This window comes from Halogeometricum sp. CBA1124 (assembly GCF_009741955.1).
Lineage (GTDB): Archaea > Halobacteriota > Halobacteria > Halobacteriales > Haloferacaceae > Halogeometricum > Halogeometricum rufum.
The window spans coordinates 19,526-44,505 of sequence record NZ_WPCD01000007.1 but is presented as its reverse complement, the minus strand read 5'-3'; the positions used below and the strand labels follow the sequence as shown (position 1 = coordinate 44,505).

General features: G+C 69.2%; 22 protein-coding genes and 5 pseudogenes. 15 read left to right on the top strand and 12 right to left on the bottom strand.

Going from position 1 to position 24,980, the window contains the following annotated elements; translation table 11 throughout:
• Positions 1-109 precede the first annotated feature (109 nt).
• Complete coding sequence (gene cofG, locus GJ632_RS02110; RefSeq protein WP_343160966.1) at positions 110-1,267, top strand: 7,8-didemethyl-8-hydroxy-5-deazariboflavin synthase subunit CofG; 1,158 nt, start codon at positions 110-112, stop codon at positions 1,265-1,267.
• A 47-nt stretch (positions 1,268-1,314) separates the two neighbouring features.
• A complete protein-coding gene (locus GJ632_RS02105) occupies positions 1,315-1,920 on the top strand; it encodes a class I SAM-dependent methyltransferase (RefSeq protein WP_343160965.1) in 606 nt (201 codons plus the stop codon).
• On the opposite strand, the pseudogene GJ632_RS02100 reads toward GJ632_RS02105, so the two are convergent.
• The 3 genes and pseudogenes from GJ632_RS02100 to cofH all read right to left on the bottom strand — a co-directional run bounded on the left by GJ632_RS02100 (position 1,910) and on the right by cofH (position 4,682).
• A pseudogene (locus tag GJ632_RS02100) lies at positions 1,910-2,520 on the bottom strand (hypothetical protein). The gene GJ632_RS02105 and the pseudogene GJ632_RS02100 sit on opposite strands and share 11 nt — an antisense overlap.
• A 141-nt stretch (positions 2,521-2,661) precedes the next feature.
• Positions 2,662-3,210 carry a metal-dependent hydrolase gene (locus GJ632_RS02095; protein WP_191451929.1) on the bottom strand — a complete coding sequence of 183 codons (549 nt, stop codon included), beginning with the start codon at positions 3,208-3,210 and terminating at the stop codon, positions 2,662-2,664.
• Positions 3,211-3,290: 80 nt separating this feature from the next.
• Positions 3,291-4,682 carry a 7,8-didemethyl-8-hydroxy-5-deazariboflavin synthase subunit CofH gene (gene cofH, locus GJ632_RS02090; RefSeq protein WP_191451928.1) on the bottom strand — a complete coding sequence of 464 codons (1,392 nt, stop codon included), beginning with the start codon at positions 4,680-4,682 and terminating at the stop codon, positions 3,291-3,293.
• Positions 4,683-4,832: 150 nt separating this feature from the next.
• Between cofH and GJ632_RS21800 the strand changes: the two are divergent.
• Positions 4,833-5,153 (top strand): annotated as a pseudogene (locus tag GJ632_RS21800) (DUF5518 domain-containing protein); the annotation flags it as partial.
• Positions 5,154-5,260: 107 nt separating this feature from the next.
• On the opposite strand, the pseudogene GJ632_RS02085 reads toward GJ632_RS21800, so the two are convergent.
• Positions 5,261-5,704: pseudogene (locus tag GJ632_RS02085) on the bottom strand (formate/nitrite transporter family protein); the annotation flags it as partial.
• A gap of 88 nt (positions 5,705-5,792) precedes the next feature.
• Between GJ632_RS02085 and GJ632_RS02080 the strand changes: the two are divergent.
• Positions 5,793-6,035, top strand: a complete 243-nt coding sequence (locus GJ632_RS02080; RefSeq protein WP_191451926.1) for a hypothetical protein — start codon at positions 5,793-5,795, stop codon at positions 6,033-6,035.
• Here GJ632_RS02080 and GJ632_RS02075 read toward each other — a convergent pair.
• The 3 genes from GJ632_RS02075 to GJ632_RS02065 form a co-directional block, all read right to left on the bottom strand.
• A complete protein-coding gene (locus GJ632_RS02075) occupies positions 5,983-6,990 on the bottom strand; it encodes a 5,10-methylenetetrahydromethanopterin reductase (protein WP_191451925.1) in 1,008 nt (335 codons plus the stop codon). The two genes, GJ632_RS02080 and GJ632_RS02075, sit on opposite strands and share 53 nt — an antisense overlap.
• Entirely contained in the window at positions 6,983-7,735 is a 753-nt protein-coding gene (locus GJ632_RS02070) for a coenzyme F420-0:L-glutamate ligase (RefSeq protein WP_191451924.1), read from the bottom strand. The genes GJ632_RS02075 and GJ632_RS02070 overlap by 8 nt, the downstream gene beginning before the upstream one ends.
• 64 nt (positions 7,736-7,799) lie before the next feature.
• Positions 7,800-8,306, bottom strand: coding sequence for a metallophosphoesterase family protein (locus tag GJ632_RS02065; protein ID WP_191451923.1), 507 nt, complete (start codon positions 8,304-8,306; stop codon positions 7,800-7,802).
• A gap of 57 nt (positions 8,307-8,363) precedes the next feature.
• On the opposite strand from GJ632_RS02065, the gene GJ632_RS25090 reads away from it, so the two are divergent.
• The 3 genes and pseudogenes from GJ632_RS25090 (at position 8,364) to GJ632_RS02055 (ending at position 10,966) form a co-directional block, all read left to right on the top strand.
• Positions 8,364-8,975: an NUDIX domain-containing protein gene (locus GJ632_RS25090; RefSeq protein WP_343160964.1), complete on the top strand. Its 612-nt coding sequence runs from the start codon at positions 8,364-8,366 to the stop codon at positions 8,973-8,975.
• Positions 8,969-9,618: pseudogene (locus tag GJ632_RS25720) on the top strand (hypothetical protein). Before GJ632_RS25090 ends, GJ632_RS25720 begins: the two are co-directional and overlap by 7 nt.
• Before the next feature lie 262 nt (positions 9,619-9,880).
• Entirely contained in the window at positions 9,881-10,966 is a 1,086-nt protein-coding gene (locus GJ632_RS02055) for a PAS domain-containing protein (RefSeq protein WP_191451922.1), read from the top strand.
• Here the strand turns inward: GJ632_RS02055 and engB are convergent.
• A complete protein-coding gene (engB, locus tag GJ632_RS02050) occupies positions 10,959-11,579 on the bottom strand; it encodes a GTP-binding protein EngB (protein WP_089808928.1) in 621 nt (206 codons plus the stop codon). The two genes, GJ632_RS02055 and engB, sit on opposite strands and share 8 nt — an antisense overlap.
• Positions 11,580-11,820: 241 nt before the next feature.
• Between engB and GJ632_RS02045 the strand changes: the two genes are divergently transcribed.
• The 4 genes from GJ632_RS02045 to GJ632_RS02030 all read left to right on the top strand — a co-directional run bounded on the left by GJ632_RS02045 (position 11,821) and on the right by GJ632_RS02030 (position 15,882).
• Entirely contained in the window at positions 11,821-12,060 is a 240-nt protein-coding gene (locus tag GJ632_RS02045) for a hypothetical protein (RefSeq protein WP_191451921.1), read from the top strand.
• Positions 12,061-12,141: 81 nt separating this feature from the next.
• Entirely contained in the window at positions 12,142-13,155 is a 1,014-nt protein-coding gene (locus GJ632_RS02040; protein WP_089808932.1) for a bifunctional oligoribonuclease/PAP phosphatase NrnA, read from the top strand.
• 96 nt (positions 13,156-13,251) lie between these two features.
• Positions 13,252-13,959 (top strand): 5-formyltetrahydrofolate cyclo-ligase, encoded by a 708-nt coding sequence (locus GJ632_RS02035; RefSeq protein WP_191451920.1) that lies wholly within the window; start codon positions 13,252-13,254, stop codon positions 13,957-13,959.
• A 222-nt stretch (positions 13,960-14,181) separates the two neighbouring features.
• Positions 14,182-15,882, top strand: coding sequence for a BCCT family transporter (locus GJ632_RS02030; protein ID WP_089808936.1), 1,701 nt, complete (start codon positions 14,182-14,184; stop codon positions 15,880-15,882).
• A 63-nt stretch (positions 15,883-15,945) separates the two neighbouring features.
• Here the strand turns inward: GJ632_RS02030 and GJ632_RS02025 are convergent, their stop codons facing one another.
• Complete coding sequence (locus GJ632_RS02025; RefSeq protein ID WP_191451919.1) at positions 15,946-17,256, bottom strand: amidohydrolase; 1,311 nt, start codon at positions 17,254-17,256, stop codon at positions 15,946-15,948.
• Positions 17,257-17,402: 146 nt separating this feature from the next.
• A pseudogene (locus GJ632_RS02020) lies at positions 17,403-18,585 on the bottom strand (M24 family metallopeptidase).
• A gap of 202 nt (positions 18,586-18,787) precedes the next feature.
• On the opposite strand from GJ632_RS02020, the gene GJ632_RS02015 reads away from it, so the two are divergent.
• The 3 genes from GJ632_RS02015 (at position 18,788) to GJ632_RS02005 (ending at position 22,771) form a co-directional block, all read left to right on the top strand.
• The gene (locus GJ632_RS02015; protein WP_343160963.1) at positions 18,788-20,179 is read left to right on the top strand and encodes a TIGR00341 family protein; all 1,392 of its coding nucleotides are present in this window, start codon (positions 18,788-18,790) and stop codon (positions 20,177-20,179) included.
• Between the two features lie 59 nt (positions 20,180-20,238).
• A complete protein-coding gene (locus GJ632_RS02010; RefSeq protein ID WP_343160962.1) occupies positions 20,239-21,159 on the top strand; it encodes an SIMPL domain-containing protein in 921 nt (306 codons plus the stop codon).
• A gap of 214 nt (positions 21,160-21,373) precedes the next feature.
• On the top strand, positions 21,374-22,771 hold the full coding sequence (locus GJ632_RS02005; protein WP_197427817.1) for an aminomethyl transferase family protein: 1,398 nt from the start codon (positions 21,374-21,376) through the stop codon (positions 22,769-22,771).
• Between the two features lie 79 nt (positions 22,772-22,850).
• On the opposite strand, the gene GJ632_RS02000 is transcribed toward GJ632_RS02005, so the two are convergent.
• Positions 22,851-23,873 (bottom strand): GTPase, encoded by a 1,023-nt coding sequence (locus tag GJ632_RS02000; protein ID WP_089808943.1) that lies wholly within the window; start codon positions 23,871-23,873, stop codon positions 22,851-22,853.
• 152 nt (positions 23,874-24,025) lie between these two features.
• On the opposite strand from GJ632_RS02000, the gene GJ632_RS01995 reads away from it, so the two are divergent.
• Positions 24,026-24,394 carry a DUF5518 domain-containing protein gene (locus GJ632_RS01995; protein WP_089808945.1) on the top strand — a complete coding sequence of 123 codons (369 nt, stop codon included), beginning with the start codon at positions 24,026-24,028 and terminating at the stop codon, positions 24,392-24,394.
• 14 nt (positions 24,395-24,408) lie between these two features.
• Here GJ632_RS01995 and GJ632_RS01990 read toward each other — a convergent pair whose 3' ends face one another.
• A complete protein-coding gene (locus GJ632_RS01990) occupies positions 24,409-24,924 on the bottom strand; it encodes a DUF367 family protein (protein WP_089808947.1) in 516 nt (171 codons plus the stop codon).
• Positions 24,925-24,980: the final 56 nt, after the last annotated feature.

Sequence of the window (24,980 nt, the reverse complement as noted above, 5' to 3'; positions counted from 1 at the left end):
GTCCGCACCGTACCGCACGCAGTAGCGCGTCGCGCAGTCCCCGCGCGGAGACGTGGTCGGCGTCACCGCGAGTGACATACTTTTGTGCCTCCGAGACGGACGCGCAGTCGTGTTCCCTGCGGCCGACGAGTACGACGTACACATCGAACCGGACGACGACGCCGTCGAGCGACTGCTGGCCGTCTCGCCCGACGACGTCGACCCGGCGTCGGAACTCACCTTCTCCCGGAACGTCTTCCTCCCGTTGACCACCGCCTGCCGGTACACCTGCACCTACTGCACCTACTACGACGTGCCGGGCGAGGCGACGCTGCTGTCGCCCGAGGAGGTGCGCGAGACGCTCCGAGTCGGCGCCGACGCCGGCTGCACGGAGGCGCTGTTCACGTTCGGCGACGAACCGGACGACCGCTACACGGCGATACACGACCAGTTGGCCGAGTGGGGGTACGACGACGTCTTGGCGTACCTGCGCGACTGCTGCGAGATGGCGATGGAGGAGGGACTGCTCGCGCACTCGAACCCGGGCGACCTCACCGAAGCCGAGTTCGAGCGCCTCGCCCCGGTCAACGCGTCGATGGGCGTCATGCTGGAGACGACGGCGGACGTGGCGGCGCACTCGGGCGGCCGGCGGAAGACGCCGGGACAGCGACTCAACACGGTCCGCGCCGCGGGCGAGGTGGGCGTCCCCTTCACCACCGGCATCCTCGTCGGCATCGGCGAGACGTGGCGCGACCGCGCCGAGAGCCTGTTGGCCATCCGCGAACTGCACGAACGCCACGACCACGTTCAGGAGGTCATCGTCCAGAACGTCGTCCCGAACGAGCGGTCGAGCTTCGAGCGGCCGTCGGTGGCGACGATGCGCCGCGTCGTCGCCATGGCCCGCGCCGCCCTCCCCGAGGAAGTGTCGGTGCAGGTGCCGCCGAACCTCTCGCCGACGCGCGACCTCCTCGACTGCGGCGTCGACGACCTGGGCGGCGTCTCGCCCGTCACCGACGACTACGTCAACCCCGACTACGAGTGGCCCGCCCTGCGGGAACTCCGCGACGTCGCCGACGCGGGCGGGGTCCCCCTGTACGAACGCCTGCCGGTGTACGAGCGCTACCTCCCCGAGCGTCACCGCCGCCCCGAGTTCGACGGCCGGCCGGCGACCGGAACGTGGCTCTCCGACCGCGTCCGCGCGGCGATAGACGCCGACGACGTCCACGGCGAACGCTACCGCGGCGTCGCCAGACGCGACGGCCCCCTCGCCGTCGGCTCTGCGGACTGAGCGCACACCACCGAGCGAACTATCCTGACAGTCGGCGAATCAGAACCGTGTTCGAGAACACGCGACAGCCCGACTGGGACTGGTGGGAGACGCTCTGGCCGGAACCGAAGGCCGTCCTCCGGCGCGTCGGCATCGACGCCGGTCAGTCCGTCGCGGACGTCGGGTCGGGGAACGGCTACTTCACGCTCCCGCTCTCGGAGGTGGTCGGCGACGAACCGGTGTACGCGGTGGACATCGACGACGCGTTGCTCGACGAACTCTCGACGCGGGCCGACGACCGGGACTGCGCCAACGTCCGCTGTCTCCACGGCGACGCCCGGAACCTCCCGGACGTCCTGCCGGAACCCGTCGACGTGGTACTGGTCGCCAACACGTTCCACGGCGTCGAACGGCAGGCCGAGTTCGCGCGACTGGCGCGGGAGTCGCTCCGCCCGGGCGGGCGGTTCGTCGTCGTGAACTGGCACGACCTGCCGCGCGCCGAGACGACCGTCGACGGCGAACCGCGCGGCCCGCCCGAGGACCTCCGGATGTCCGTCGCGGAGACGCGAGAGGTGTTCTCGGCGGCGTTCGACGACAGGGAGACGGTCGACCTGCCGCCGTACCACTACGCCGTCGTCGGGCGGAACGAGTCGACCGGCGACCTCAGCGCCTGAAGAGGGAGACGAGGGCGACGACGGCCGTCAGCACCGGCGGCACGGGGAGATTCACCCGCCCGGACAACTGCGGAATCCGTTTCCTGCAGAGCGCGTAGCCGGCACCGACGACCAGCGTGCCGAGCGCGAACGCGCGGACGCCCTCGCCGAAGACGACCAGTCCGGGCGCGACGAGGACGACGGCCAGCGCGAGGTCCTCGGGTGCGCCGTCGTAGCGAATCCACCGCTTCGGCGCGACCCACGCCTCGCGCGACCGGAGGTAGACGCCGTGGTCCGTCGCCGCCTCCCACGGGCGCGCCTCGGGAACTCCCGCCCGCCGAGGTCGAACAGGGGGGTGAAGCGCCGCGGCGACGAAGAACGTCGCGGCGGCGACGGCGGGCGTGAGGGGGCGACGACGGCGGCGAACGTCGCGAGGACCGCGAGGAGGGCGTACGCCTCAACGGCGTGGAGCGTGCGCCGGTGTTCGCCCGCCACCATGTCGAGGTCGGGGAAGACGCTGCCCGCGACGGCGGCGACGACGACCAGTGGCGCGAGTTCCGGCGCGAGGAGGGCGACGGGAGCGGCGAGTGCGATGCCCGCTCCGACGTGCGTCGGCGCCATCATCGCTCGCTCACCGCCGTTCGCGCGCGATGCCTCTGTGGTTCGTTCATCCGACCGAACTGATCGACGCGGAGGGATCTGTCTTGTGCGCTCGGGTCCGGCGTCGCCGTCCGCCCGCCGACGCGCCGCCCTCGACCCGGGTCAGATGCCCAGCACGTCGGGAACGCGCCGCCGAAACAGGGTGTAGACGGCGGCGACGACGAGTCCGACGGCGACGACGAGGCGAGCGGAGGGGACGAGGTACGCCGCCGGGAGGGCGAGGGCGGCGGTGAGGAAGAAGTCCTCGGGTGCGCCGTCGTACCGGACGACGTGCCGCGGGCTGAGCCACCGCTTCCGCGGGTGGAGGTACACCGCGCGCGGCGAGGTGCGCTCCCACGGGCGGAGTTCGTCGCTGCCGCCGAACCAGTCGGACGCGGCGTGCAGACCGGCGGCGAGGAGGAACGTCGCGAGGGCGACAGTCGCGGAGGAGGGGGCCGCGACGGCGACGACGGCGGCGACGACGCCCGCCAACGAGGCGTAGACGGGGTAGTGGAGCGACTTGCGGTGCGTGCCGACGAACAGGTCGACGTCGGGCGCGACGCCGCCGAGGAGGGCGCCGCCGACGGCCGCCGCCGTGAACTGGGGTGCCACGACGGCCGCGGGCGCGCCCAACAGGAGGAGTGCTGCGGCGGCGTGAGTCGTCACCATCATCGCTCACAGAGAGGGGCGACGGACACTTCAGACTGCGCCCCTCGGCAGAGTGGTCCCGCGCCCGCCGACGGCCGCCGCGGTCAGTCGTCCGCGGGCGCCGGTTCGCCGCCGTCGTCTTCGGGGCGCGCGACCATCGGCGTCCCGTCGGCGCGCGGGCCGAGCATCGGGCCGTGCGGGCCGTCGTCGGGGTCCAGACGGCGTCGCTGCCGGTAGTCGGTCGAGCGTTCGACGGGCGGGCGGCCGATGGCCGACACCATCTCGACGTAGTCGTCGAACGACCGGAACTCGCCGTAGTCGCCGCCCGCGCGCTTCGTTATCTCCTCGGAGAGGATGGTGCCCATGAAGTCGTTCGCACCGCAGTTGAGCAGTTTCAGCGACTTGGCGTCGCCGAACTTCACCCACGAGGACTGGACGTTGTCCACGTTGTCGAGGAACAGGCGCGCGACGGCGACCATCAGTTCGTCCTCGGCGTCGGAGGCGCCCTCGGTGACGAGTCCGCGTTCGTACAGCGGGGTGTTCCGGTGGACGAACGAGAGCGGGACGAACTCCGTGATGCCGCCCGTTCGGTCCTGCAGGTCGCGAATCACCTTCAGGTGCATGACGCGGTGGGCCTCGTTCTCGACGTGGCCGTACATGATGGTCGCCGTCGCGTCGAGGCCGGCGGCCATCGCCCCCTCCATCCCCTCGACCCACTCGTCGGTGCCTATCTTCCCCGGGCAGATGACGTCGCGAACCTCGGGAACGAGTATCTCGGCGGCGGTGCCGGGCACGGAGGCGAGGCCGGCGGCCTTCAGTTCGCGGTACACCGCCTCGTAGGACCAGTCCGTCCCGCGGCGGGCGTGGTACGCCTCCTCGGGCGTCATCGAGTGGAGGTGCGCCCCGCCGACGGACATCGCGCGCATCTGCTCGACGTACGTGCCGGGGTCCGTGTCGTACGCCGCGGGCGGTTTGTAGTCAACCTCGGCGTACGGGTCGTCGTACGAGTCGAGAATCTCGCGGTGCTCCTCGTTCAGGACGAACGCGGGGTGGAGGCCGGAGACGGAGGTGACCTCGTAGATGCCGGTGTCGAGGGCGTCCTCGACGACGGCGCGGGACTCGGCGGGCGTCTTCGTGAACCCGGTGTGGTCGCCCTCGTGGTCGGACTCGAACTGGTGGGCCGTGTTCTTGAAGTTGCAGAACAGACAGCCGGTGTTGCAGGCCGTCGTGACGTTGTTGTTCAGGTTCGCGACGAACGTCACGTCGTCGCCGACCATCTCCGCGCGGCGGCGGTCGGCGGCCTCCAGCACCTGCTCTTTCCGCACCGGGTCGATGCCCTCGCGGTCCGTCCCCGTCGTCATCAGTTCGACGCCGTCGGCGACGGTGAGTCTGTCACCGGCGCGCGCCTTCGCAAGCGCGTTCTCGAACGACTGGTCGGTGTCGGGGACGTGTTCGAAGTCGAGGTCCGCCCCGCCCGAAGCCGACGCGTCGGTCATGGTTCGTCACCACTGCGCGGGAGCACAAAAGTGAGGCGGTATCGGCCACCGGAGCCGGCAGCGACGACGAGACGGCCGGTCGGCGTCGAACGGACCGGCGAGGTGCTATCCTGCCTCAGACGTGGCTATATCCGCTCGGCGCGCGTAGATATGGGTATGACGCAAACTACTATCGACACGACGGACCGCGAGGGGATGAGCTTCTGGGTGAGCGCGCTCATCGGAGCGCTGGTGAGCGTCGTCGCGAGCGTCGTCCCGTTCTCCCCCGTCCTCGGGGGCGGCGTGGCGGGCTACCTGTACGCCGGGTCGCGCGACGACGGCCTCCGGGTCGGCGCCGTCTCTGGCGCCATCGCCGCGGTCCCGGTCCTCCTCGTCGTCGCCCTCGTCTTCGGCGGCCTCGGGCTGATAACCATCGTGGAGAACGCCCTCAACGCGGCGGTGTTCTTCGTCGGGACGTTCCTGCTCGTCACCCTCCTCGTGGTGGCGCTGTCGGCCGGTCTGTCGGCCCTCGGCGGCTACCTCGGCGTCTACGTTCGCGAGGAGTACGACGGCGGCGACTCGCGCCGCCGCGAGGACGACGCGCCGACGCCGCCGCCGACGAAGTTGCCGGCGACGACGACGGCCCAGATCTTCAGCAGGTGGGGGACGCTCACCAGTCGTTCGAGCAGGAGGACGACGGGCGGCAGCGTGTTCTCTGTGTAGAGCTGGTAGCCCCCGATGATGATGAAGACGAACCCGAGCGGGTACAGCAGCGCGCTGAGAACCGGGTCGCGGCCGGTCGACGCCGTCATCGACGCGTACAGCAGGAACGTGACCGTTATCGCGAACCCGGCGGCCAGCGCGCTGAAGAACAGTTCACGCGTCTTCCGCGTCGCCTCCTCGTCGGCGACGGCGATGATGCGCTGGAACACCTCGTGCGTCTCGAACCGGTCCCGGACGGTCCCCCCGTACGCCGGCGCACCGCTTCGCGACTGTTCGACGGCCTCACGAATCGACTCGTCGTCGGAACTCTCGTCGTCCATCTGCTACGGCATACCGAGGGGACGGTGAAAACTCCTCGCCGCGGTGGGAATCCTCAACACACAAGTACGGCCGTTCCGAACGGCGGGTATGGTCACAGTCATCGACTTCGTCGTGGAGTTGCTCACGAGCGTCGTCAACCTCGTGCTCACGTTCGTCTTCGACGTGTTCCTCGGTGTGGACCCCCTCAGCGCAGTCGCGTTCCTGTTCGGCGCCGGGTTCGTCCTCGCCGCCAGCGCCGTCTTCGGCTACCTCACGGTCGGGGCTCTCGTGAACGCCCTCACGGGCATCGGTTCGAGCGCGCGCGAGCCGTCGCCTCGGCGGCGAGCGTAACCGCCTCGTCCGGGTCCGGGCCGAGGGGCGACCCGACCACCACGCCGTCGGCGTGGTCGAGGACGGCCGCGATGCGGTCGGCCACCTCGTCCGCGGTGCCGGCGACGGAGAACGCGTCTATCATCGCGGGCGTGACGAGGCCGAACGCCTCGGAGAACTCGCCCGCCGAAATCTTCTCGCCGATGTCACTCGCCAGCGACCGGTCTATCCCGTGTCTGTCGAGGACCGGCGGGGCGGCCCCCGCGGCGATGAACGCCACCGGCGGCCGGGCGGCCTCGCGGGCCGCCTCGCGGTCGGCACCGACGCTGACGCTGGCGTACGCGAGGAGTTCGAAGTCGCCGCGGTCGTCGGGTCGGTCCTCGATACCCTCCGCGACGCGGTCCCGGGCCCACGACAGGTCGTCGGGGTGGGAGCCGTTGAACAGGAGGCCGTCGGCGTGCTTTCCCGCCATCCGGCACATGTGCGGCCCCTCGCCGCCGACGTACACCGGAATCTCGCCCGGCACGTCGAAGTTGAGACCGGCGTCGGCCGCCTCGAACGTCCCGTCGTGACTGACGCGTTCGCCGTCCCACACTCGCTGGGCGACCTTGAACGCCTCAAGCACGGAGCGGAGGCCGCGTTCGTCTTCGAGGCCGAGGTTCGAGAGCGTCGAGGGGTCGCCCGGGCCGATGCCGAACACGGCCCGGCCCGCCGACAGTTCCGCGACGGTGGCCGTCTTCGCGGCGAGGGTGACCGGGTGCATCTCGTAGGGGTTGGCGACGCCCGGGCCGAGGCGAATCCGGTCCGTCTCGCCCGCCAGACGGGAGAGGACCGCGAACGGGTCGCGGTTGTTGTAGTGACAGGAGACGAACGCCGCGTCGTAGCCGGCCTCCTCGGCGCGGACGCCGCGTGCGACCGTCTCGGGGACGGGGGCTTCGGGCGTGAGTTCGATGCCGAGCGTCGGGTCGTCACTCATGCTCCCACCCCCGGACGGCCTGCCGGACGAAGTCGCCCGCTATCTCGCGGAAGTGGTTGTCGCTGCCGCCGTGGTCGCCCCACTCGAAGTCGCGGACGACGACGACGGGCGTCCCGCCCGCGCCCTCGCCGGCGAGGAGGTTGGCGGCCGCGGCGAGTTCGTCCACGACGTTCTCGACGGTGACGCCGAGTTCGCGGCCGTCGCGGTCCGTCTCGCCGCGCCAGTCGCGCGAGGCGTGCATCCCGGCCCACCCGATGGCGACGCCGCGTTGCCCGTGGCGGAACGGTCGCCCGCAGGTGTCGGTGACGACGACGCGGTCGGCGGGGAGTTCGGCGCGGATTCGCTCGGCGCTCTCGGACGGGCGTTTCGGCAGGAGCAGCAGGTCGTGGTCGGGGACGTTCGAGCGGTCGATGCCGGCGTTGACGCCGACGTGCCCGAAGCGCGTCTCCGTGAGGAGAAACGGCGACTCCATCAGGAGGTCGACGCTCTCCTCTAAGACCGCCTGCGCGAAGCGCGGGTCCTTCTCCTCGCCGGTGGCGGCTTCGAGGGTCGACGCGATTTCGCGGGCGCGGGGGCCCGCCGGGAAGTCTTCGAGGTCGAACAGTCGCCCCTCGGCCTTCGAGACCACCGTCGAGGCGACGCAGACGACGTCGTCCTCTCGGAGGTCGACCCGGTCGCGGACGACGGCCGCGAGGTCGTCGCCCGGCCGAATCTCGGGCACGTCGGGGACGGCGAACAGTTCCATACCCGTCGGTCGGGACCGGACAGGTAAAAAGCGGGGAGATGGTGGTGAGTGCGGCCGGTTTCGGTCACTCGCGGTGGAGCGTGGCCGACACGTCCGACCCCTCGACGGTGACCGTGAGCATCGTCGCCTCCGTCGCCGGACTCGCGCCCGTCGCGCTTCCGGGGTTCAGGAGTCTGACGCCGTCGAACGCCTCGTCCATCACCTCGTGGGTGTGCCCCGAGATGCCGACGGCGTCCGGACCGCCCGACTCCCGCACCGTGCCGGCGACGCGTTCGCGGTAGCCCTCCCGCGGGCCGGAACCGTGAGTGACGACGAACAGGGCGTCTTCGACCGAGAGCGTCGTCACCTCCGGCAGGTCGAACGACCGCGGGTCGATGTTGCCGAGGACGGCGGTGAGGTTCCCCGCCCCGCCGGCGAGTTCGACCACCCGGTCGTAGGCGTCCAGGGAGTCGAAGTCCCCCGCGTGGACGACGTGGTCGGCCGCGCGAATCCGCCCGGCGACCCAGTCGGGGATTCGCGCCTCCCGCGACGGCACGTGCGTGTCGCTGACGACGGCGAGTTCGACGGACATGCGGGAGAATACGCCGGACACCGCAAAAACCGTTGTCCCGCGCGCCTAACGGGCGGTATGGCACACGTCGTCACCTGCTTCGTCCGGAACCGCGGGGCGGTGTTACTCACCCGACGGAGCGAGCGGACGGGGACGTACGCCGGTCGGTGGGCGGGCGTCTCCGGGTACGTCGAGGGCGACCCGGCCGACGCGACGGCGGACGCGTGGCGGGAACTCCGCGAGGAGACCGGTCTGACGGAGGCCGACCTCGAACTCCTCGCCGCGGGCGAGACGGTGACCGTCGCGGACGAGGAGGGGTCGTTCGTCGTCCACCCGTTCCTGTTCGAGTCGTCGTCGCGGACGGTCACGGCGAACGAGGAACTCGCCGAGACGGAGTGGACGGACCCGACGGAGATACGTGACCGGCCGACCGTCCCGCACCTCTGGGAGACGTGGCGACGCGTGGGTCCGACCGTCGACGACGTGCGGACGGACCGGACCCACGGGTCGGCGTGGATTTCCGCGCGCGCGCTGGAAACGCTCCGAGACGCCGCCGCGGAGGCGGACGACTGGGAGTCGGTCGCCGCGGTCGGCCGCGAACTCCGCGACGCGCGGCCGAGCATGGCCGCCGTCGGCAACCGCGTGAACCGCGTCCTCGCGACGGCCGAGCGAACCCCCGACGCGTGGTGACGACGGCGATTCGGGAACTCCGGGCGGCGTTCGACGCGGGCGACGAGGCGGCGCGGACCGCGGTGCGGCGGCTTCGAGACGCCGAGGCGACGGCCGTGGCGACGCTGTCGCGGTCCGGCACCGTCGCGACGGTCCTCCGCGAACTCGACCCGTCGTCGCTCCTCGTCGCGGAGTCGCGACCGGAACGCGAGGGCGTCGCCGTCGCGGAGTCGATGGCCGCGGCGACGACGGGGACGGTGACGCTCACCACCGAAGCGGCGCTTCCGGCCGCGATGACGGCCGCGGAGACGGCCGTCGACGCCGTCGTCGTCGGCGCGACGCCGTCGGCCCGGACGGGAGCGTCGTCAACAAGACGGGGACGCGCGTCCTCGCCGGCGCGGCGCGGGAGGCGGGGGTGCCCGTCTACGTCGTCGCCGCCAGCGACAAGGTGCGGCCGGCGGGTGAGTACCGGGTGGAAGACGAGGCGTCGCCGCGCGGCGCGGTGTACGACGGCGACGCCGAGGTGACGGTGTTCGCGCCGACGTTCGAACGCGTCCCCGCCGCGTCGGTGGACGGACTCGCCACGGAGGACGGCCTGCTCGACGCGGCGGCCGTGCGCCGGGTCGCCGCGACCCACGCCGAGAACGGCGCGTGGGACGCCTAGCGAGCGACGACACGGCGCGCAGAGGGTAAGGGTGAAATGCGGCGGCCCGCTACCGTCCCACGGGCGACAGTGACGAGGGTTACCCCCACCGAGCCCCGTGTGACGAGGCACTCAACGCCCGAGTCGCCCTTCTGTGACCGAGACGACATTAATCCCGGGATAGCGAGCGACAGCGGCGTAAAATCGCCTGATTTCGCGTTGAAAGACGGTGTACGTTAAGGGGGTCGGGCGTCCGAGAGAGACCGTGAACGAGCACCGCCCAGTGGACGACGACGTGGGTATCCTGCTCGTCGACGACGACCCCGCATTCGTCGAGGCCGCCGCGACGTTCGTCGGCCGCCACCTCCAGTCCGCCAACACGTACACCGCCGAATCGCCGGCCGACGCCCGCGCGTTTCTGGAGTCGAACGCGTCCGCCGTCGACTGCGTCGTCAGCGACTACGAGATGCATCGCGAGACGGGCCTCGACCTCCTCGAAACGGTCAGGGACGCCTATCCGAACCTCCCGTTCATCCTCTTCACGGGGAAGGGAAGCGAGGAAGTCGCCGGCGAGGCGTTCCGCGCCGGTGCCACCGACTACCTGAAGAAGGAGATGGGCACCGAGCAGTTCGAGGTGCTCGCCCGGCGCATCGAACAGGCCGTCACCGCGTCGCGCGCCACCCGGGAGGCGGCGCGGAACCGGAAACTGCTCGACACCGCTCTCGACGCCGTCGAGGACGTGTTCTACGTGTTCGACGCGTCGGGGCAGTTCCTCCGCTGGAACGACGCGCTGGCCGACCAGACGGGGTACGCCGACGAGGCGATAGCGGAGATGCACCCGACGGAGTTCTTCGACGACGGCGACGCCGAACGCGTCGCCGAGGCCATCGCGGCCGTCCTCGACGGCGAGAGCGTGACCATCGAGGCGACGGTCCGGACGAAAGACGGCGAGTCGCGCCCGTACGAGTTCACCGGGTCGCTCCTCGAAGACGAGGCGGGCGGACCGTTCGGCGTCTGCGGCGTCGGGCGCGACCGGTCGAACCGCGCCCGCATCCACGAACTCGAAGCCGTCCTCGACGGTCTGGGCGTCCCGACGTTCGCCGTCGCCCCGGACGGGACGCTCGGCGACGTGAAAGGGGCCTGTGACCGACTCGGCGTCGACGACTCGCACGTCGGTCGACCGGCGTGGGACGTCCTCCCGTGGGACGCCGACTCGGCGCTGGCGACGGCGGTCGACGAGACGAGGGCGACGGGCAGGTCCAGGACGGTTTCGGTCCCGTTGCCCGACGGGGACGCCGTCGGCGCGACGTGTCTCTCGTCGAGGGCGGGCGTCTCGGTCCGCGTCTACCTGAGCGAGGCCCCTAGCTGACGAACTTCAGCAGGTCGTCGCGTTTCTGCTCGTGGAAGTACGTCTGCAGCGATTCCAGAAGCGCGTCGATGCTCCCGCGCTTCGCGGTGACGGGCGCTATCACGTCCGACCACTGTTTCCACGGCGGCATCAGGCCGAGACGGTCACAGAGTTCGTCCAGTCGTTCGTCCCTGTCGTCGACTTTGTCCATCTTGTTCACCGCGACGACGGTGGGGACGCCGAGTTCACGGAGGAAGTGGAACATCTCCACGTCGTGGGGAATCTCGTCCGGGCCGGAGTGCCGGTCGATGATGTCCACGACGCTCTTGCCGTCCACGACGAGGACGGCGGCGAGGATGTCGTCGGCGTTCGACTCGAGGTAGCGGACGATGTCCGTCTTTATCTCCTCGCGGCGGGCCTCCTCGACGCCCGACATGAACCCGAAGCCGGGGAGGTCGGTGAACATGAAGCGCTCGCCGCTCCAGTCGAAGTGGTTCGGCTGTCGGGTCACGCCCGGCTTCTTGCCCGTCGTGAACTTCGAGTGGCCGGTCAACTCCCGCATCAGCGTCGACTTCCCGACGTTAGAGCGCCCGACGAGGACGACTTCCTGACGGTCCGGGCGGTCTTCGAACATGTGCGACTGGAGGCCGTCCCGCCGGTTAACGCTGACGTTGCGGGCCGAATCGGTGCAGACCGTCTCGGTTCGGATACAGTCCCGTTTCGGACATAGTCTTATTACGGATGATGTGAACAGGAGGCACAGAGACCGATGTCAGAGACGACCGACCGACGACCGAACGGCCCCGAGTCCGGCGCGACGCCCGAGGAGTTCCAGCAGGCGCGTCCGGGACGCCACCGCCCTCCTGTCCGACGACGTGGAGCGACCGGAGTCGTTCTTCCTCGCCATGCAGTACGGGAGCGGCACCGACTACGTCCACGCGCACGCCGACGCGAACGACGACCAGTTGGACGCGAAGGTGTACGACCTCCTGTCGCCGCTGGCCGTCCACGCCAGACAGGTCGCCGACGCGGCGAACGCCGACCCCGAGACGGTGCTGGAGTGCGCCGCCGAGATACTCGACAGCGTCGAGGAGCCCGACAGAGTCGGCGAGTGAGGCGACCGCCCGCGCCGACGGCCGTCCGACGCGCGCTCCCTCGGGAGTAGACCCTTGTAGTTCCCGCACCGAACGCCGGGGATGAGCGACATCTCCGAACTGCAGTCGCTGCTCGCGGACGCCGCGGAGTTGAACATCGTCTGTCACAACAACCCCGACCCGGACTGTCTCGCGAGCGCGTTCGCGCTCGGCCGAATCGCCGCGGACGCCGGGATAGACGAGCGTCGAATCCTCTACAGCGGCGACATCTCCCACCAGCAGAACCGCGCGTTCATCAACCTCCTCGAAATCGACCTCACGGCGTTCGACGCGGCTGCCGTGACGGACCGACCGGCCGACTCGCTGGTGGCGTTCGTCGACCACTCCCGCCCGGGTGCGAACAACGAAGTCCCGGAGGGGACGCCCGTCGACATCGTCATCGACCACCACCCCGCCGAGGACGTGGAAGCCCGGTTCGTGGACCACCGGGAGTCCATCGGCGCGACGGCGACCATCCTCACGCAGTACGTCCGCGAACTCGACCTCTCGCTCGACAGCGCCCTCGCGACCGCCCTCTTGTTCGCCATCCGACGGGAGACGCTCGGCTTCCTCCGCGGCGCGACCGAAGCCGAGTACGCCGCCGCCGGCCACCTCCACGGCCCGACGGACCGCGACCTGCTCCGGAGACTGGCGACGCCGTCGGTCAGCGGCGCCACCGTGGACGCCATCGCGGACGCGATTCGGAACCGAGACGTTCGGGGGTCGGTACTCGTCTCCCACGTCGGTCGGACCAGCGAACGCGACGCACTCCCGCAGGCCGCCGACTACCTCGCCACCCTCGAAGGCGTCCAGACGGCCGTCGTGTACGGCATCGTCGACGACTCCATCCACCTGAGCGCTCGCTCGACAGACGCGCGACTCCACGTCGGGACGGTCCTCCGCGAGGCGTTCGGGGGCGTCGGGAGCGCCGGCGGCCACCGCGAGATGGCGGGCGGCGAGGTGCCCCTCGGCGTGTTCGCGGAGTACGACGACACCGCGCAACTGGTCGCGATGGTCGAGCGAGTGGTCACCGACAGGCTCGTGGACGCGCTCAAACTGTCGCGAGACGACGACTGAACCGGGGCGCGCCCGACCCGCGCGCCCGTCGGCCGCGGCGGTCCCCGTCGGGACGAGGTGAGGGACGTTCTAGTACTCGGGCCGATAACTGCGAGCATGGACAAACAGGCGCTTCGAGAGCGCATCTGGGACGAGTTAGAGGAGAGCGGGGAGGCCCGGTTTCCGTATCCACCGCACGGCAGAATTCCCAATTTCGACGGTGCAGACGAGGCGGCGGAACGGTTAGCAGCGAACGAAGCGTGGCAGGAGGCTGAGGTAGTCAAGTCCAATCCCGACTCCCCGCAACTTCCCGTACGGCGGGCCGCGCTGCGAGCGGGAAAGACGCTCTACATGGCCGTCCCGCGATTGCGGGACGAGAAGTGTTTCCTCCGGTTGGACCCCGACGAGATAGCGGATATCGACCACGCGACGACCATCGGCGGGTCGTCGGAGGTCGGTGTCCCGGTCGGTCCAGACGAGATGGAATCGATCGATCTGATCGTCTCGGGAAGCGTCGCTGTGAACGGTATAGGAGCGCGCGTCGGGAAGGGGGAAGGATACAGCGACCTGGAGTTCGCCATCCTTCGGGAGTTCGGACTCGTCGACGACGCGACGACGACGGTGACGACGCTCCACGAGATGCAGTTCGTGGACGAGGCAATTCCGACTGCGTCGCACGACGTCCCGATAGAGTGGGTGTTCACGCCGGAACGGAGCGTTCGCACGGACGCGTCGGGCGGGAAGCCGGAGGGTCTCGCGTGGAACGGCGTTGCCGACGAGCGACTCGACGAGATTCCGATACTGAACCGACTGGACCGCGAGTAGACCGCCCTCGCACCGAGACGCACCCTCGCCGTCGCCCGGTGACGCGCCCGTCGACAGGGACGGTTCGGCGACCAGACAGAAATCGTATATGACTCGTCTGTCTGAAAAACACTTATCAGACGCTCTGTCGACAAGTTGGCATGAGTTCACATAGCACCCCCTGCGGTACGTGGTGCGACAGTCGAACACGGCGTCGTGGGTCGCTCGGGGAGGTGAGACGGTATGAGTGACGACGGGAAGGGACTCGTCGCCGAGTTCCGCGAGGAGATCGACCCGACCGTCTTCCTGTTCGGGGCGTTGCTGACCGTGGGCGTCATCGTCGCGTTCTTCGTCAGCCCGAACGCCGTCGAGAGCGGAATCTCCTCGCTGAACGGGACGATGCTCGGGATGTTCAACTGGGCGCTCCTGCTCATCGTGTTCCTCGTCGTCGTCTTCCTGCTGTTCCTCATCGTCGGCCCGTGGGGAGCCATCAAACTCGGCGACGAGTCCCCCGAGTACAGCTTCCTCTCGTTCTTCTCGATGCTCTACTCCGCGGGCTTCGCGGCCGGCGTGGTGTTCTGGGGGCCGACCGAGGCGCTGTTCTACTACGCGAACCCCTCGCCGTTGTTCGAGGGCGTACAGGGGAGTTCGGCCGAGGCGATGACCATCGCCGTCCAGCAGACGATGTTCCACTGGGCGCTGCCCCAACTGGCCGTGTTCACCATCATGGGAATCGCCATCGGCTACTTCGCGTACAACTACGAGAACGTCCCGCTGCGCGTCTCCTCGGCGCTGACGCCCATCATCGGCGCGGACAACCTCGACGGCCCGGTGGCGAAAGTCGTCGACATCCTCGCCGTCTTCGCGACCATCGGCGGGGTGGCGACGTCGCTGGGCTTCATCGGCAGCCAGTTCGTCACCGGACTGGACTACCAGTGGGGAATCAGCATGGGGAACGTCGGCATCCTCCTCGTGGTGACGTTCATGACGCTCCTGTTCACGACGTCGATGGTACTCGGCGTCGACAAGGGGATTCGCCGACTCTCGAACTTCAACATGGTCCTGTTCGTCGTGCTCATGCTCTCGACGTTCCTCGTCGGCCCGACGCTGTTCTTGCTTCTGCTGGGCACGCAGGCGTTCGGCGGGATGGTGTCGGACTTCGTCGCGATGAGCCTCTTCACCGGCGCGGGGCCGATGGGCGCGGGGAACATGGAGTCGACGAACTGGATGAACGCGTGGACGGTGTTCTACTGGGCGTGGGCGCTCTCGTGGTCGCCGTTCGCGGGCCTGTTCATCGCCCGCATCTCGAAGGGTCGCACCGTCCGCGAAGTCGCGTTCACCGGCATCGTCGCGACGTCGGCGGCGACGATTCCGTGGTTCACGTTCATCGGCGGCACCGCCGTCTGGGCCCAGCACAACGGCGTCGCGGACTTCGGCGCGGTCATCGCCGGCGAGGCGGGCGCGGAGGTGTCCGGCTTCATCCTCTTCGAGGCGCTGCAGTTCACGCTGAACCTCGGCGGGGTGTCGATGACGCTCCCCGTCGGGACGCTCCTGATGTACATGTTCCTGATACTCGTGACGACGTTCTTCGTCACCTCGGCGGACTCCTCGACGCTGGCCGTCTCGATGATGACGACCGGCGGCAAGGCCCGACCGTCGACCATCAACCGCATCTTCTGGGGCGTCGTCCTCGGACTGACCGCGGCGATACTGATGATTCTCGGCGGGACGGGGAGCGCGAACACGCTCCAGCAGGCGGCCATCATCACCGGGACGCCGTTCGCGTTCGTCTGCTTCCTCGCCCTCCTCTCGCTGATGAAGGACTTCGGCTCGAACTACGGCCGCGTGCTCCTGCAGGACGAGACGGTCCTCGTGGGGTCGAGCCGGAAGAGCGAGCCGGACCCACCCGGTGCCGGCGACCCGGTCGAGTCGGACGACGACTGACGGCGTAATCCCCGCGCCGGCGTCTCGTGCGGCCGTCGAGTCAGCCGGACCGTCGGACCCCGGTCACTCGTCGTCCTCGACGGTCGCACGCGGGACCGGATGTCGCCGTTCGAGTTCCCGAATCGTCCGGACCAGCACGTCGACGCCGTGGCCCAGACACCGCTCGTCGACGTCGAACGTCGACGTGTGGTGACTCGTCGGGTGGTCGGTGCCGACGACGAGGTACGTCGCCAGCCCGCCGTCTCGCTGCACGCGGTCCATCAGGAACGTCGCGTCCTCGCTCGCGCCGAAGTCGGCGGCCGGGAGGACGCTGTCGATGCCCTCGACGCCCTCGGCCACCTCGGCCACGAGGGCCTGCAGTTCGGGGTCGCTGTCCGCCCGCGGCGACTCGCTCACCACGTCGAACTCGGCCCGGCAGCCGTGCATGGCGGCCGCGGACGCGACCGTACGCTCCAGACGCGACTTCACGTACTCCATCAGTTCGGTGGTCTCCCCCCGCGCTTCGGCCTCCATGTGGGCGCGTTCGGCGACGACGTTGCTCGACGTGCCCGCCTCGACCCTGCCGACGTTCACTCTGGTCATCCCGTCGCCGTGGCGCGGGATGGCGTACGCGTTCTGGATGACGGTGCCCGCCGCCTGAATGGCGTTGTCGCCCTCGTTCGGGGCCTTGCCCGCGTGGGCCGACGTTCCCCTGATGGTCACGTCGACGTGGCACATCGCGAGCGGTTTCTCGATGCCCGCGACCACCTCGCCGGTCGGGTGGTCGAGGCCGACGTGGACGGCCAGCAGGTAGTCCACCCCCTCCGCGAATCGGCTCTCGGCCATCGGTCTGCCGCCGCCGCTCAGCTCTTCTGCCGGTTGGAAGAAGACGACGAGTCGCCCCGCGAAGTCGCTCGCCGCGACCGCTTCGAGCGTCGCCAACCCCCACGTCATGTGGGCGTCGTGCCCGCAGGCGTGCATCGTCCCGTCTCTCTCCGAGCGGAACCCCTCGGCCGCGGGGCGGTGGTCGTCGTCGGTCGACTCCTCGACGAACAGGCCGTCGATGTCGACGCGGAGTCCGACCGACGGCCCGTCGCCGCGTTCGAGGACGGCGACTGCGCCGGTGTTGCCGCCGGCCATCTTCCCGAGGACGTCCTCGTCCGCGCCGTACTCCCGGGCGCGGTTCAGCCACGGTTCCAGGTCCGACTCGTCGGGGACGGCCATCCGGTCGGCGGGGTCGTAGGCGTCGGCGCCGACGGCCAGTTCGTCGACGCCGATTCGCGCTATCTCCTCCACCAGCCGAGCCGTGGTGTAGAACTCGCGCCACGCCGGTTCGGGGTGGCGGTGGAAGCCGCGACGGACCGTCTCCAGACGGTCCCGAAGTAACTCTACCATGTGACTAGCTAACGTAGCACAGTAGCTTAGGTGTACGCCGTCGTGGGCGTCCGGACGCACCGAATCGGTCCGAGCAGCGCCGAATCGGCCCGGACCGTGCCGAATCCGCCGGACCACGGCGACCCCTCCGAACGGTCGGCGGCGGGTCAGGTCGTGAACAATCGCCGCGGGAAGTCAGCGAGCGTCTCCGCGCCGGAGGCGGTGACGCGGAACGTCTCGCTTATCTCGACGCCCACCTCGTCCGTCCAGATGCCGGGAATCGCGTGGAACGTCATGTCCTCCTCCAGCACCGTCTCGTCTCCGGGACGGAGGCTCGCCGTGTGTTCGCCCCAGTCCGGGGGGTAGCCCAACCCCATCGAGTAGCCGATTCGGTCGGCTTTCTCGATGTCGTACTTCGCGATGGTCTCCCGCCACGCGCGTTCGACGGCCTCGCAGGTGACGCCCGGTTCGACGGCGTCGAGGGCGGCTTCGAGTCCCTCGACGACGACGTCGGCGGTGTGTTCGAGTTTCTCGGGGGGGGTCGCCGACGAACGTCGTCCGCGCGAGCGGGGAGTGATAGCGGTGCCGACAGCCCGACAGTTCGACGATGACCGGGTCGCCGTCCTCGAACTCGCGGTCCGTCCACGTCAGGTGCGGCGTCCCCGTGTGGTCGCCCGACGGCATCAACGGGACGATGGCGGGGTAGTCGCCGCCGTAGTCGTCGGTGCCGCGGACGAGGGCGTCGTAGATAGCTCGCGCCGCCTCGTACTCCGGGACGCCCTCCTCGATGGCGTCTAACCCCGCCCGCATCGCGTTCTCGGAGATGCGGGCGGCCTCGCGCATGTAGTCGAGTTCGCGTTCGGACTTCACGATGCGAACCCAGCCCACGAGCAGGGTCGCGTCCTCGAAGGCGGCGTCCGGGAGGTTCTCCCGCAGTCGCGTGTACGACTTCGCGGTGAAGTACGACGCGTCCATCTCCAGTCCGACGGACCCGTCGTCGACGCCCAGTTCTTCGAGGACGCCGGCGACGTAGTCCATCGGGTGGAGGTCGTACGGCGAGTGGACGTGGTCGTCGCTGTACGAGCGGATGCTCTCGCGGTCGAGGTGCGTCGTCGCTCGCGCGCCCCCCGCGTCCATCTCCCGGCCGATCCAGACGGGTTCGTCGCGCCCGGGGGTCACGACGACGGCCTGATGGACGTAGAACGACCAGCCGTCGTACCCCGTCAGGTAGTTCATGTTCGCCGGGTCTGAGACGACGAGCGCGTCCAACTCCGCCTCGCGCATCCGCGCCTTCGTCCGGTCGACCCGCCGTTCGTACTCCGCTTCCGGGAATATCTGTTCACGTGGCATGGTAACGAGTCACCTACCCGACAGTCGCTCAGCGATGCAAAAAGTGTTCAGTCTCGGAATCGGGCACGTCGGGCGAGCGGACGCGTCGAGTCGTCGGCGGGGATGCGTCGAACCGGCGGCGGGGATACGTCGAACCGGCGGCGGCGACGCCGGACGGACCGCACGCCGTCGGGTTTTTGCTCCCCCCGCGGAACGTTCCGACGTGCGACTCGTACAGGTGATGATTCCGACGGGGAAACGAAAGACGGTCCTCGAACTGCTGGACGAGGAGGGGATAGACTACGCCGTCTCCGACGAGACGAGCGGTCGCGACTACACCGCGCTCGTCTCCTTTCCGCTGCCGTCGGCCGCCGTCGAACCCGTGCTGGAGAAGTTGCGCGAGGTGGGTATCGAACGCGACGCCTACACCGTCGTCGTCGACGCCGAAACCGTCGTCTCCGAGCGGTTCGAGGCGCTGGAAGAGCGGTACGAGGAGGAGAACGGGGACAGCGACCGAATCGCGCGGGAGGAACTCGCCGCCAACGCGGACGAGTTGGCCCCGCCGCTCCCGTCGTTCGTCCTCATGACCGTCGTGAGCGCGGTGGTCGCCACCGCGGGCGTCCTCCTCGACTCGCCGGCCGTCGTCGTCGGGTCGATGGTCATCGCCCCCCTCGTCGGCCCCGCGATGTCGACGAGCGTCGGAACCGTCATCGACGACCGGGAGATGGCGGTCGAGGGCATCAAACTGCAGGTGCTCGGCACCGCCATCGCCATCGCCGCCGCGGCCATCTTCGCCGTCGTCCTCCGCGCGTCCGGTATCGTCCCGCTGACGGCCGAGGAGGTGTTCGCCATCAGCGAGGTGCGCGAGCGACTCGCGCCGGACGTACTGTCGCTCGTCATCGCCCTCGGCGCCGGTGCCGCGGGGGCGGCCGCCGTCTCGTCGGGCGTCTCCGCCGCGCTCGTCGGCGTCATGATAGCGGCCGCGCTGGTGCCGCCCATCGCCGTCGTCGGCGTCGCCCTGGCCTGGGGACAACCGGTGGCGATGCTGGGGCCCTTCGTGCTGGTGCTCGTCAACATCCTGTCGATAAACTTCGTCGCCCTCATCGTCCTCTGGCAGATGGGCTACCGGCCGCAACTGTGGTTCCGCGAGGAAGAGGCCAGGTCGGCGACCGTCTCGCGCCTCGCCAGCATCGGGATGATACTCCTCGTCCTGTCGTCGGTGCTCGTCGGCGTCACCTACGGCACCTACCGCACCGCGACGTTCGAGACGGACGCGCAGAGCGCGGTCAGCGCGGAACTCCCCGAGGAGGCGTCGCTCCTGTCGATGGACGTGCAGTACGACGGCTTCCCGTTCCAGACGCCGACTCGCGTCGTCGTCACCGTCGGCTACCCGCCCGACGCGTCGCCGCCCGACGTCGGCGAGCGACTCCGCCCGCGCATCCGCGAACTCGCGCCGGAACCGCTCGGTCCGTTGGGGAGCCGCGACCTGGCGGTCGAAGTGCGGTACGTCCCCGTCGACCAGCCCAGACGGGTCGAGGGAGCGACCGACGACGCGTCGGTGCTGGCCGGCGACCCGGCCGCGGTGGCGGGTCGCTCCGGGGCGGTGCCGGCGTGACTGAAAGAGTTCTTTGTGACAACGGCGGCTTGAAGCGCTGAGCCGACGAAGACGTGGCTATGCAACGTCGATTCAGAACGGTCGTCCTCCCGGTCACCCTCGCAGCGCTCCTCGCCCTGTCGGGGTGTCTCGCCCCGCTACAGGCCGACGGCGGCGCGGACGAAGCCGGCGCACAGCAGGTCACGAACGCCCAGCAACTGTCGGACGCGTCGGGTCGTACCATCACCGTCTCCGGGGACGGCGAGGTGTCAACCGAAGCCGACCTCGCCGTCCTCACCGTCGCCGTGACGGCGACGGCGTCCTCGGCCGACGACGCCCGCGCGCAGGTCGCGGAGCGCTCCGAGACGATGCGGCAGGCGCTCCGTGACGCCGGCGTCCCCGACGACGCCGTGACCACGGCGCACTTCCGCGTCGGCCCGCAGTACGACTACGACGGGAAGGAGCGGAACGTGACCGGCTACCGGGCGGTCCACGCGTACACCATCGAAGTCGCCCCCGACCGCGCGGGCGAGGTGATCGACGTGGCCGTCGGCAACGGTGCCGACGAGGTCCAACAGGTCACCTTCACGCTCACCGACGAGACGCGCGCCGACCTCCGCGAAGAGGCCCTGCGCGCCGCGATGGACGCCGCCCGCACCGACGCCGACACGCTCGCCGACGCGGCGAACCTCTCCATCGCGGGCGTCCACTCCGTCTCCACGTCCGGTGGCTTCACCCCCCGTCGGCACCCGCGTGGCCTACGAGACGGCGGACGCCGGCGGCGCGAGCACGTCCTTCGAACCCGGCCCGGTGACGGTGACCGCGACGGTCAGCGTGACGTACGAGGCCGAGTAGAAGCGACTGACACCGGTGAATTCTTCGAGACGGTCGGAGTGACGGTAGTCGTCCGCCATCACTCCCCCCTCGTCGTTCCGACCGCACCACTCGAGCGACGGACGGAAGGCTCGGTGGGGGGACGAAATCTTCCGCCGTCCGTATAAACACGTTAAACGTATAACATACAGAGGGATACGGTCGGGGGCATGTTATCTGGTGATATGGCACGGGAACACAATGACGGCGGCCGAGCCAGCGCTACCGAATCACACGTCTCCCTCACCGCTGGAGTCGTCACGGCATTCGACGCCAGTCGGTTCGGACGTATCTGGACATCGCTGTTCGGCCGTTGCGCCGGAGCACCGGAATAGTTCGACAATGACGAGTAATCGACACCATCCGAACCACCCCGACGTCGACCAATCGGATCGGACCATCCCCAGAAATCTCCGTCAGACGGGCGACGCGGACGTCGACCTCCTGATATCGACTCGAGTTCGGCAGTCACCGTTCTGGCACCTCTCCGTCGAGGCGGGGTGTCGGCAGGCGACGGTCTACAATCACATGTACCACCCGCGGGCGTACATCGACCCCGACGAGGGCGGGTTGGACGCCGAGTACGACCTGCTGGTCGACGAGGTGACGCTGATGGACGTCGCCGTCGAGCGCCAGATCCGCGTCGAGGGGCCCGATGCCGAGGCGTTCGTCAACTACGTCATCACGCGAGACGCGACCGACATCGAGCCGATGCGCGGGAAGTACGCCATCTGCTGCAATCAGGACGGCGGCATCCTCAACGACTTCGTCCTGTTACGACTCGCCGACGACGAGTTCTGGTTCTCCATCGCGGACGCCGACCTGAAACAGTGGCTCCAAGGCGTCACGGTCAACTCCGAGTTCGAGGTCGACATCGACGAGATCGACGTCTCGCCGATGCAAGTTCAGGGCCCGAAATCGCCTGCGGTGATGGAGTCGCTCGTCGGAGACGTGGTCGAAGACATCCCGTACTACGGACTGATGGAAGCCACGGTCAACGACGTCCCGGTGCTGGTGAGTCAGACCGGCTTCTCCGGAGAGGCGGGATTCGAGATATATGTCCGTGAGGCGACGAAGAACGCCGAAGGGGTGTGGAACCCGGTACTCGAAACGGTCGAGGCCCACGGCGGTACCGCGACGGGGATATCCCATCAACGACGTATCGCAGCCGGAATCATGTCGCTGGGGCAGGACATGGACGACGAGACGTCGCCGTTCCAGGTCAACCTCGGCTATCAGGTGCCCGACGACAAGGACGCGGACTACGTCGGCAAAGCCGAACTGGAACGCCAGCGAGACGCCATCGAGAACGGCGATTTCCCGTTCACGCACAAACTGGTCGGCCTGAAGATGGCCGGCGAACCGATCCGGGACTACGCTCCCGACTTCTGGCTCGTCTCGGACCCCGAGACCGGCGACGAGTGCGGCTATCTGACGTCGGCGTGGTGGAATCCGGAACTGGAGACCAACATCGGCCTCGGATTCGTGCCGGCGACGAAACTGCAGGCCGCGACCGACGTTCCGCTCGACGACTCGATATACGACGCGGACGTCGACGCGGAGTTCGAAGTCCACCTCCCGGACGAGTACGCCGAGGAGCCCGGCGAACCCGTCTATGCGACGGTCGCGAAGGTTCCGTTCAAGGAGTCGGTCAATCCCAGCGCTCGCGAACAGGCCAAGATTCACGCCAGAGACGATATGAACGATTCCGGGTCTCGGTCGTCTGGAGAACGAGAATAGCTCCCGAGGGCGGTCCGAGACCGGATGCGTACCCGTTCCAGAGCCAGTCGTCGCGTGGGTCGTGGGGTCGAGTCCCGACCTACTCCTGCCGCGACGGCGGGATGTCGGGGCTCCAGTCGACGGCGTCGACGGCGGCGGCGAGCACGTCGTCGACGCCCTCCTCCGTCTCGACGCTCATGTAGTAGTCCGCCGCCACGTCGGTCGAGCGGTCGCTCTTGTTGCAGACGGTGAGTACCGGCACGTCGCGTTCGGCGAACCGCCGTTCGACGGCGTCGCGCAGTTCCAACTGCGCGTCGAGCGGGTAGCCGCACGCACCGCTGGCGTCGACGACGAACAGGACGGCGTCCGCGAGGTGTTCGAGGGCGCTGACGGCCTGCTTCTCGATGTCGTTGCGGTCCGCCTCGGGCCTGTCGAGGAGGCCGGGCGTGTCGATGATCTGGTATCGAATCCGGTCGCGCTCGAAGTGGCCTATCTGGACGCCCTTCGTCGTGAACGGGTAGCGCGCTATCTCGTTGGACGCGCGGGTGACGTGGTTGACGAACGACGACTTGCCGACGTTCGGGTAGCCGGCGACGACGATGGCCGGTTCGTCGGGGCGGATGTCGGGGAGGTTCTTCAGGGCGTCGCGGGCCTCGCCGATTCGCAGGAGGTCCTCGGAGACTTCCTCGACGATGTCGGCCATCCGGGCGAACGCCTGTTTGCGGTGTTTGCGGGCCGTCTCCGGGTCGGACTTCCGCATCTTCGACTGGTACTCGCGACGAATCTCGGCTATCTGCCGGCTCGCCCACGTCACCTCCGAGAGACTCTGTCTGAGTTCGTCGACGCCGCCGGGGCGATGGTCCGGGTCGTCGTCCGACCCCGGGTCCGAGACGTCCACGATGGCGTCGGCGAGTTCGTAGTAGAACGGGTCGACCGTCCCGAAGTCGGGCCACTCTGTGACGACGTTCTCCAGGTTGTCCGAGAGGATGGACGAAGCCGTCTGGAGCATCGACTCCTGGGCCTCCAGTCCCGACTTCGCCCGACCGGACCGCGCGGCACGCGAGAAGGCTTTGTCGAGAAGTTCCTCCGACCGCGGCGTCGTCGGGAGGGACTCGAAAATCATGATACCCTCTCTACTCGGCCGAGGGGTAAAAGCGCGTCCGTTCGGCCGTCGCGCGGCAGGACGTGACACTCCACGGGACGGCGCGGCGGCGGTGCGGCGACGACGCGCCGACGGGCACGAGACTTTTGTCCGGGACGAGCGTACCCGGACGCATGAACACGGACTGGCGTGCCGTCGCCGTCGGCTTCGTCGTGATACTCGTCGTCGGGGCGGTCGGACTCTCGCTCCCCCTCCTCGGACAGATAGGCGCCGGCCTCGTCGGCGGGTTCGCCGCGGGCTACCTCGCGGGCGGAACGCTCGGCGACGGCGCGTGGAACGGGCTCCTCGCGGGGTCCATCTCCGGCGTCGTCCTCACCCTCGTCCTCGCCCTGTTGGGGAGCGTCCTCGGACTCGCCGGTGGACCGCTGGGGGCGTTCCTCGGCGGCGCGGGCGTCTTCCTCGTGGGACTGGTGGTGACGGTCCTCTTCGCCGTCGACAGCGCCATCGCGGGCGCTATCGGGTCGTGGGCGAAGGCTCGGTGACGCCGTCGGATCGGTCAGTCGCCGCGCTCCAGATACTCCTGCTGAATCTCGACCACCGCCGAGGAGTCCTCGCAGTCGGCGTAGCGTCTGAGCGGTTCCTCGTTCAGTTCGAGGAACGTGTGCCCCCACGTGAACTTCGAGAGGATTCGCTCGGCGTGGTCGGCGTGACCGAAGATGGAGAGGGCGGCGGCGAGTGCCTCCACCGTGGTGAGTTGCATCGGCCGCCCGAAGTTGACCGGGTTGGCCGCGACGAGGTACGGGAGCGCGCGGTGGTCGCCCGGCAGCGAGAACATCGCCTCGCCGGCCGACTCCCACGAGCAGTCGAGGGCGACGAGGGTCGTCGCGCCCGCGTCCGCCGGCGAGAGGGCGCGTTCGGCGTGCGGATTAAGGACGACGCCGTACGGCGTCGCGCGGTCGGACCGGTGGAGTTCGGCGAGGTCGAACCGCGAGAGTTTCCGCGCCGTACACTTCGCGGGGTCGTCGTCGCCCTCGTAGCGGACGTGCAGGCTCGGAGACGAGGCGTCGGACACGGTGGTGGCAGTCGGCGACGGACGGATAAAAGCGGTTCGTCGGCGGACGGCGAGGG

What these genes read in the sequence shown, in the direction of transcription:
- GJ632_RS02095 (WP_191451929.1), bottom strand. Translation starts at nt 3,210, where the DNA reads ATGATGGTGACGACTCACGCCGCCGCAGCACTCCTCCTGTTGGGCGCG.
- cofH (WP_191451928.1), bottom strand. Translation starts at nt 4,682, where the DNA reads ATGACCGACGCGTCGGCTTCGGGCGGGGCGGACCTCGACTTCGAACAC.
- GJ632_RS02080 (WP_191451926.1), top strand. Translation starts at nt 5,793, where the DNA reads ATGGTCACAGTCATCGACTTCGTCGTGGAGTTGCTCACGAGCGTCGTC.
- GJ632_RS02075 (WP_191451925.1), bottom strand. Translation starts at nt 6,990, where the DNA reads ATGAGTGACGACCCGACGCTCGGCATCGAACTCACGCCCGAAGCCCCC.
- GJ632_RS02070 (WP_191451924.1), bottom strand. Translation starts at nt 7,735, where the DNA reads ATGGAACTGTTCGCCGTCCCCGACGTGCCCGAGATTCGGCCGGGCGAC.
- GJ632_RS02065 (WP_191451923.1), bottom strand. Translation starts at nt 8,306, where the DNA reads ATGTCCGTCGAACTCGCCGTCGTCAGCGACACGCACGTGCCGTCGCGG.
- GJ632_RS25090 (WP_343160964.1), top strand. Translation starts at nt 8,364, where the DNA reads ATGGCACACGTCGTCACCTGCTTCGTCCGGAACCGCGGGGCGGTGTTA.
- engB (WP_089808928.1), bottom strand. Translation starts at nt 11,579, where the DNA reads ATGTTCGAAGACCGCCCGGACCGTCAGGAAGTCGTCCTCGTCGGGCGC.
- GJ632_RS02040 (WP_089808932.1), top strand. Translation starts at nt 12,142, where the DNA reads ATGAGCGACATCTCCGAACTGCAGTCGCTGCTCGCGGACGCCGCGGAG.
- GJ632_RS02035 (WP_191451920.1), top strand. Translation starts at nt 13,252, where the DNA reads ATGGACAAACAGGCGCTTCGAGAGCGCATCTGGGACGAGTTAGAGGAG.
- GJ632_RS02030 (WP_089808936.1), top strand. Translation starts at nt 14,182, where the DNA reads ATGAGTGACGACGGGAAGGGACTCGTCGCCGAGTTCCGCGAGGAGATC.
- GJ632_RS02025 (WP_191451919.1), bottom strand. Translation starts at nt 17,256, where the DNA reads ATGGTAGAGTTACTTCGGGACCGTCTGGAGACGGTCCGTCGCGGCTTC.
- GJ632_RS02010 (WP_343160962.1), top strand. Translation starts at nt 20,239, where the DNA reads ATGCAACGTCGATTCAGAACGGTCGTCCTCCCGGTCACCCTCGCAGCG.
- GJ632_RS02005 (WP_197427817.1), top strand. Translation starts at nt 21,374, where the DNA reads ATGACGAGTAATCGACACCATCCGAACCACCCCGACGTCGACCAATCG.
- GJ632_RS02000 (WP_089808943.1), bottom strand. Translation starts at nt 23,873, where the DNA reads ATGATTTTCGAGTCCCTCCCGACGACGCCGCGGTCGGAGGAACTTCTC.
- GJ632_RS01995 (WP_089808945.1), top strand. Translation starts at nt 24,026, where the DNA reads ATGAACACGGACTGGCGTGCCGTCGCCGTCGGCTTCGTCGTGATACTC.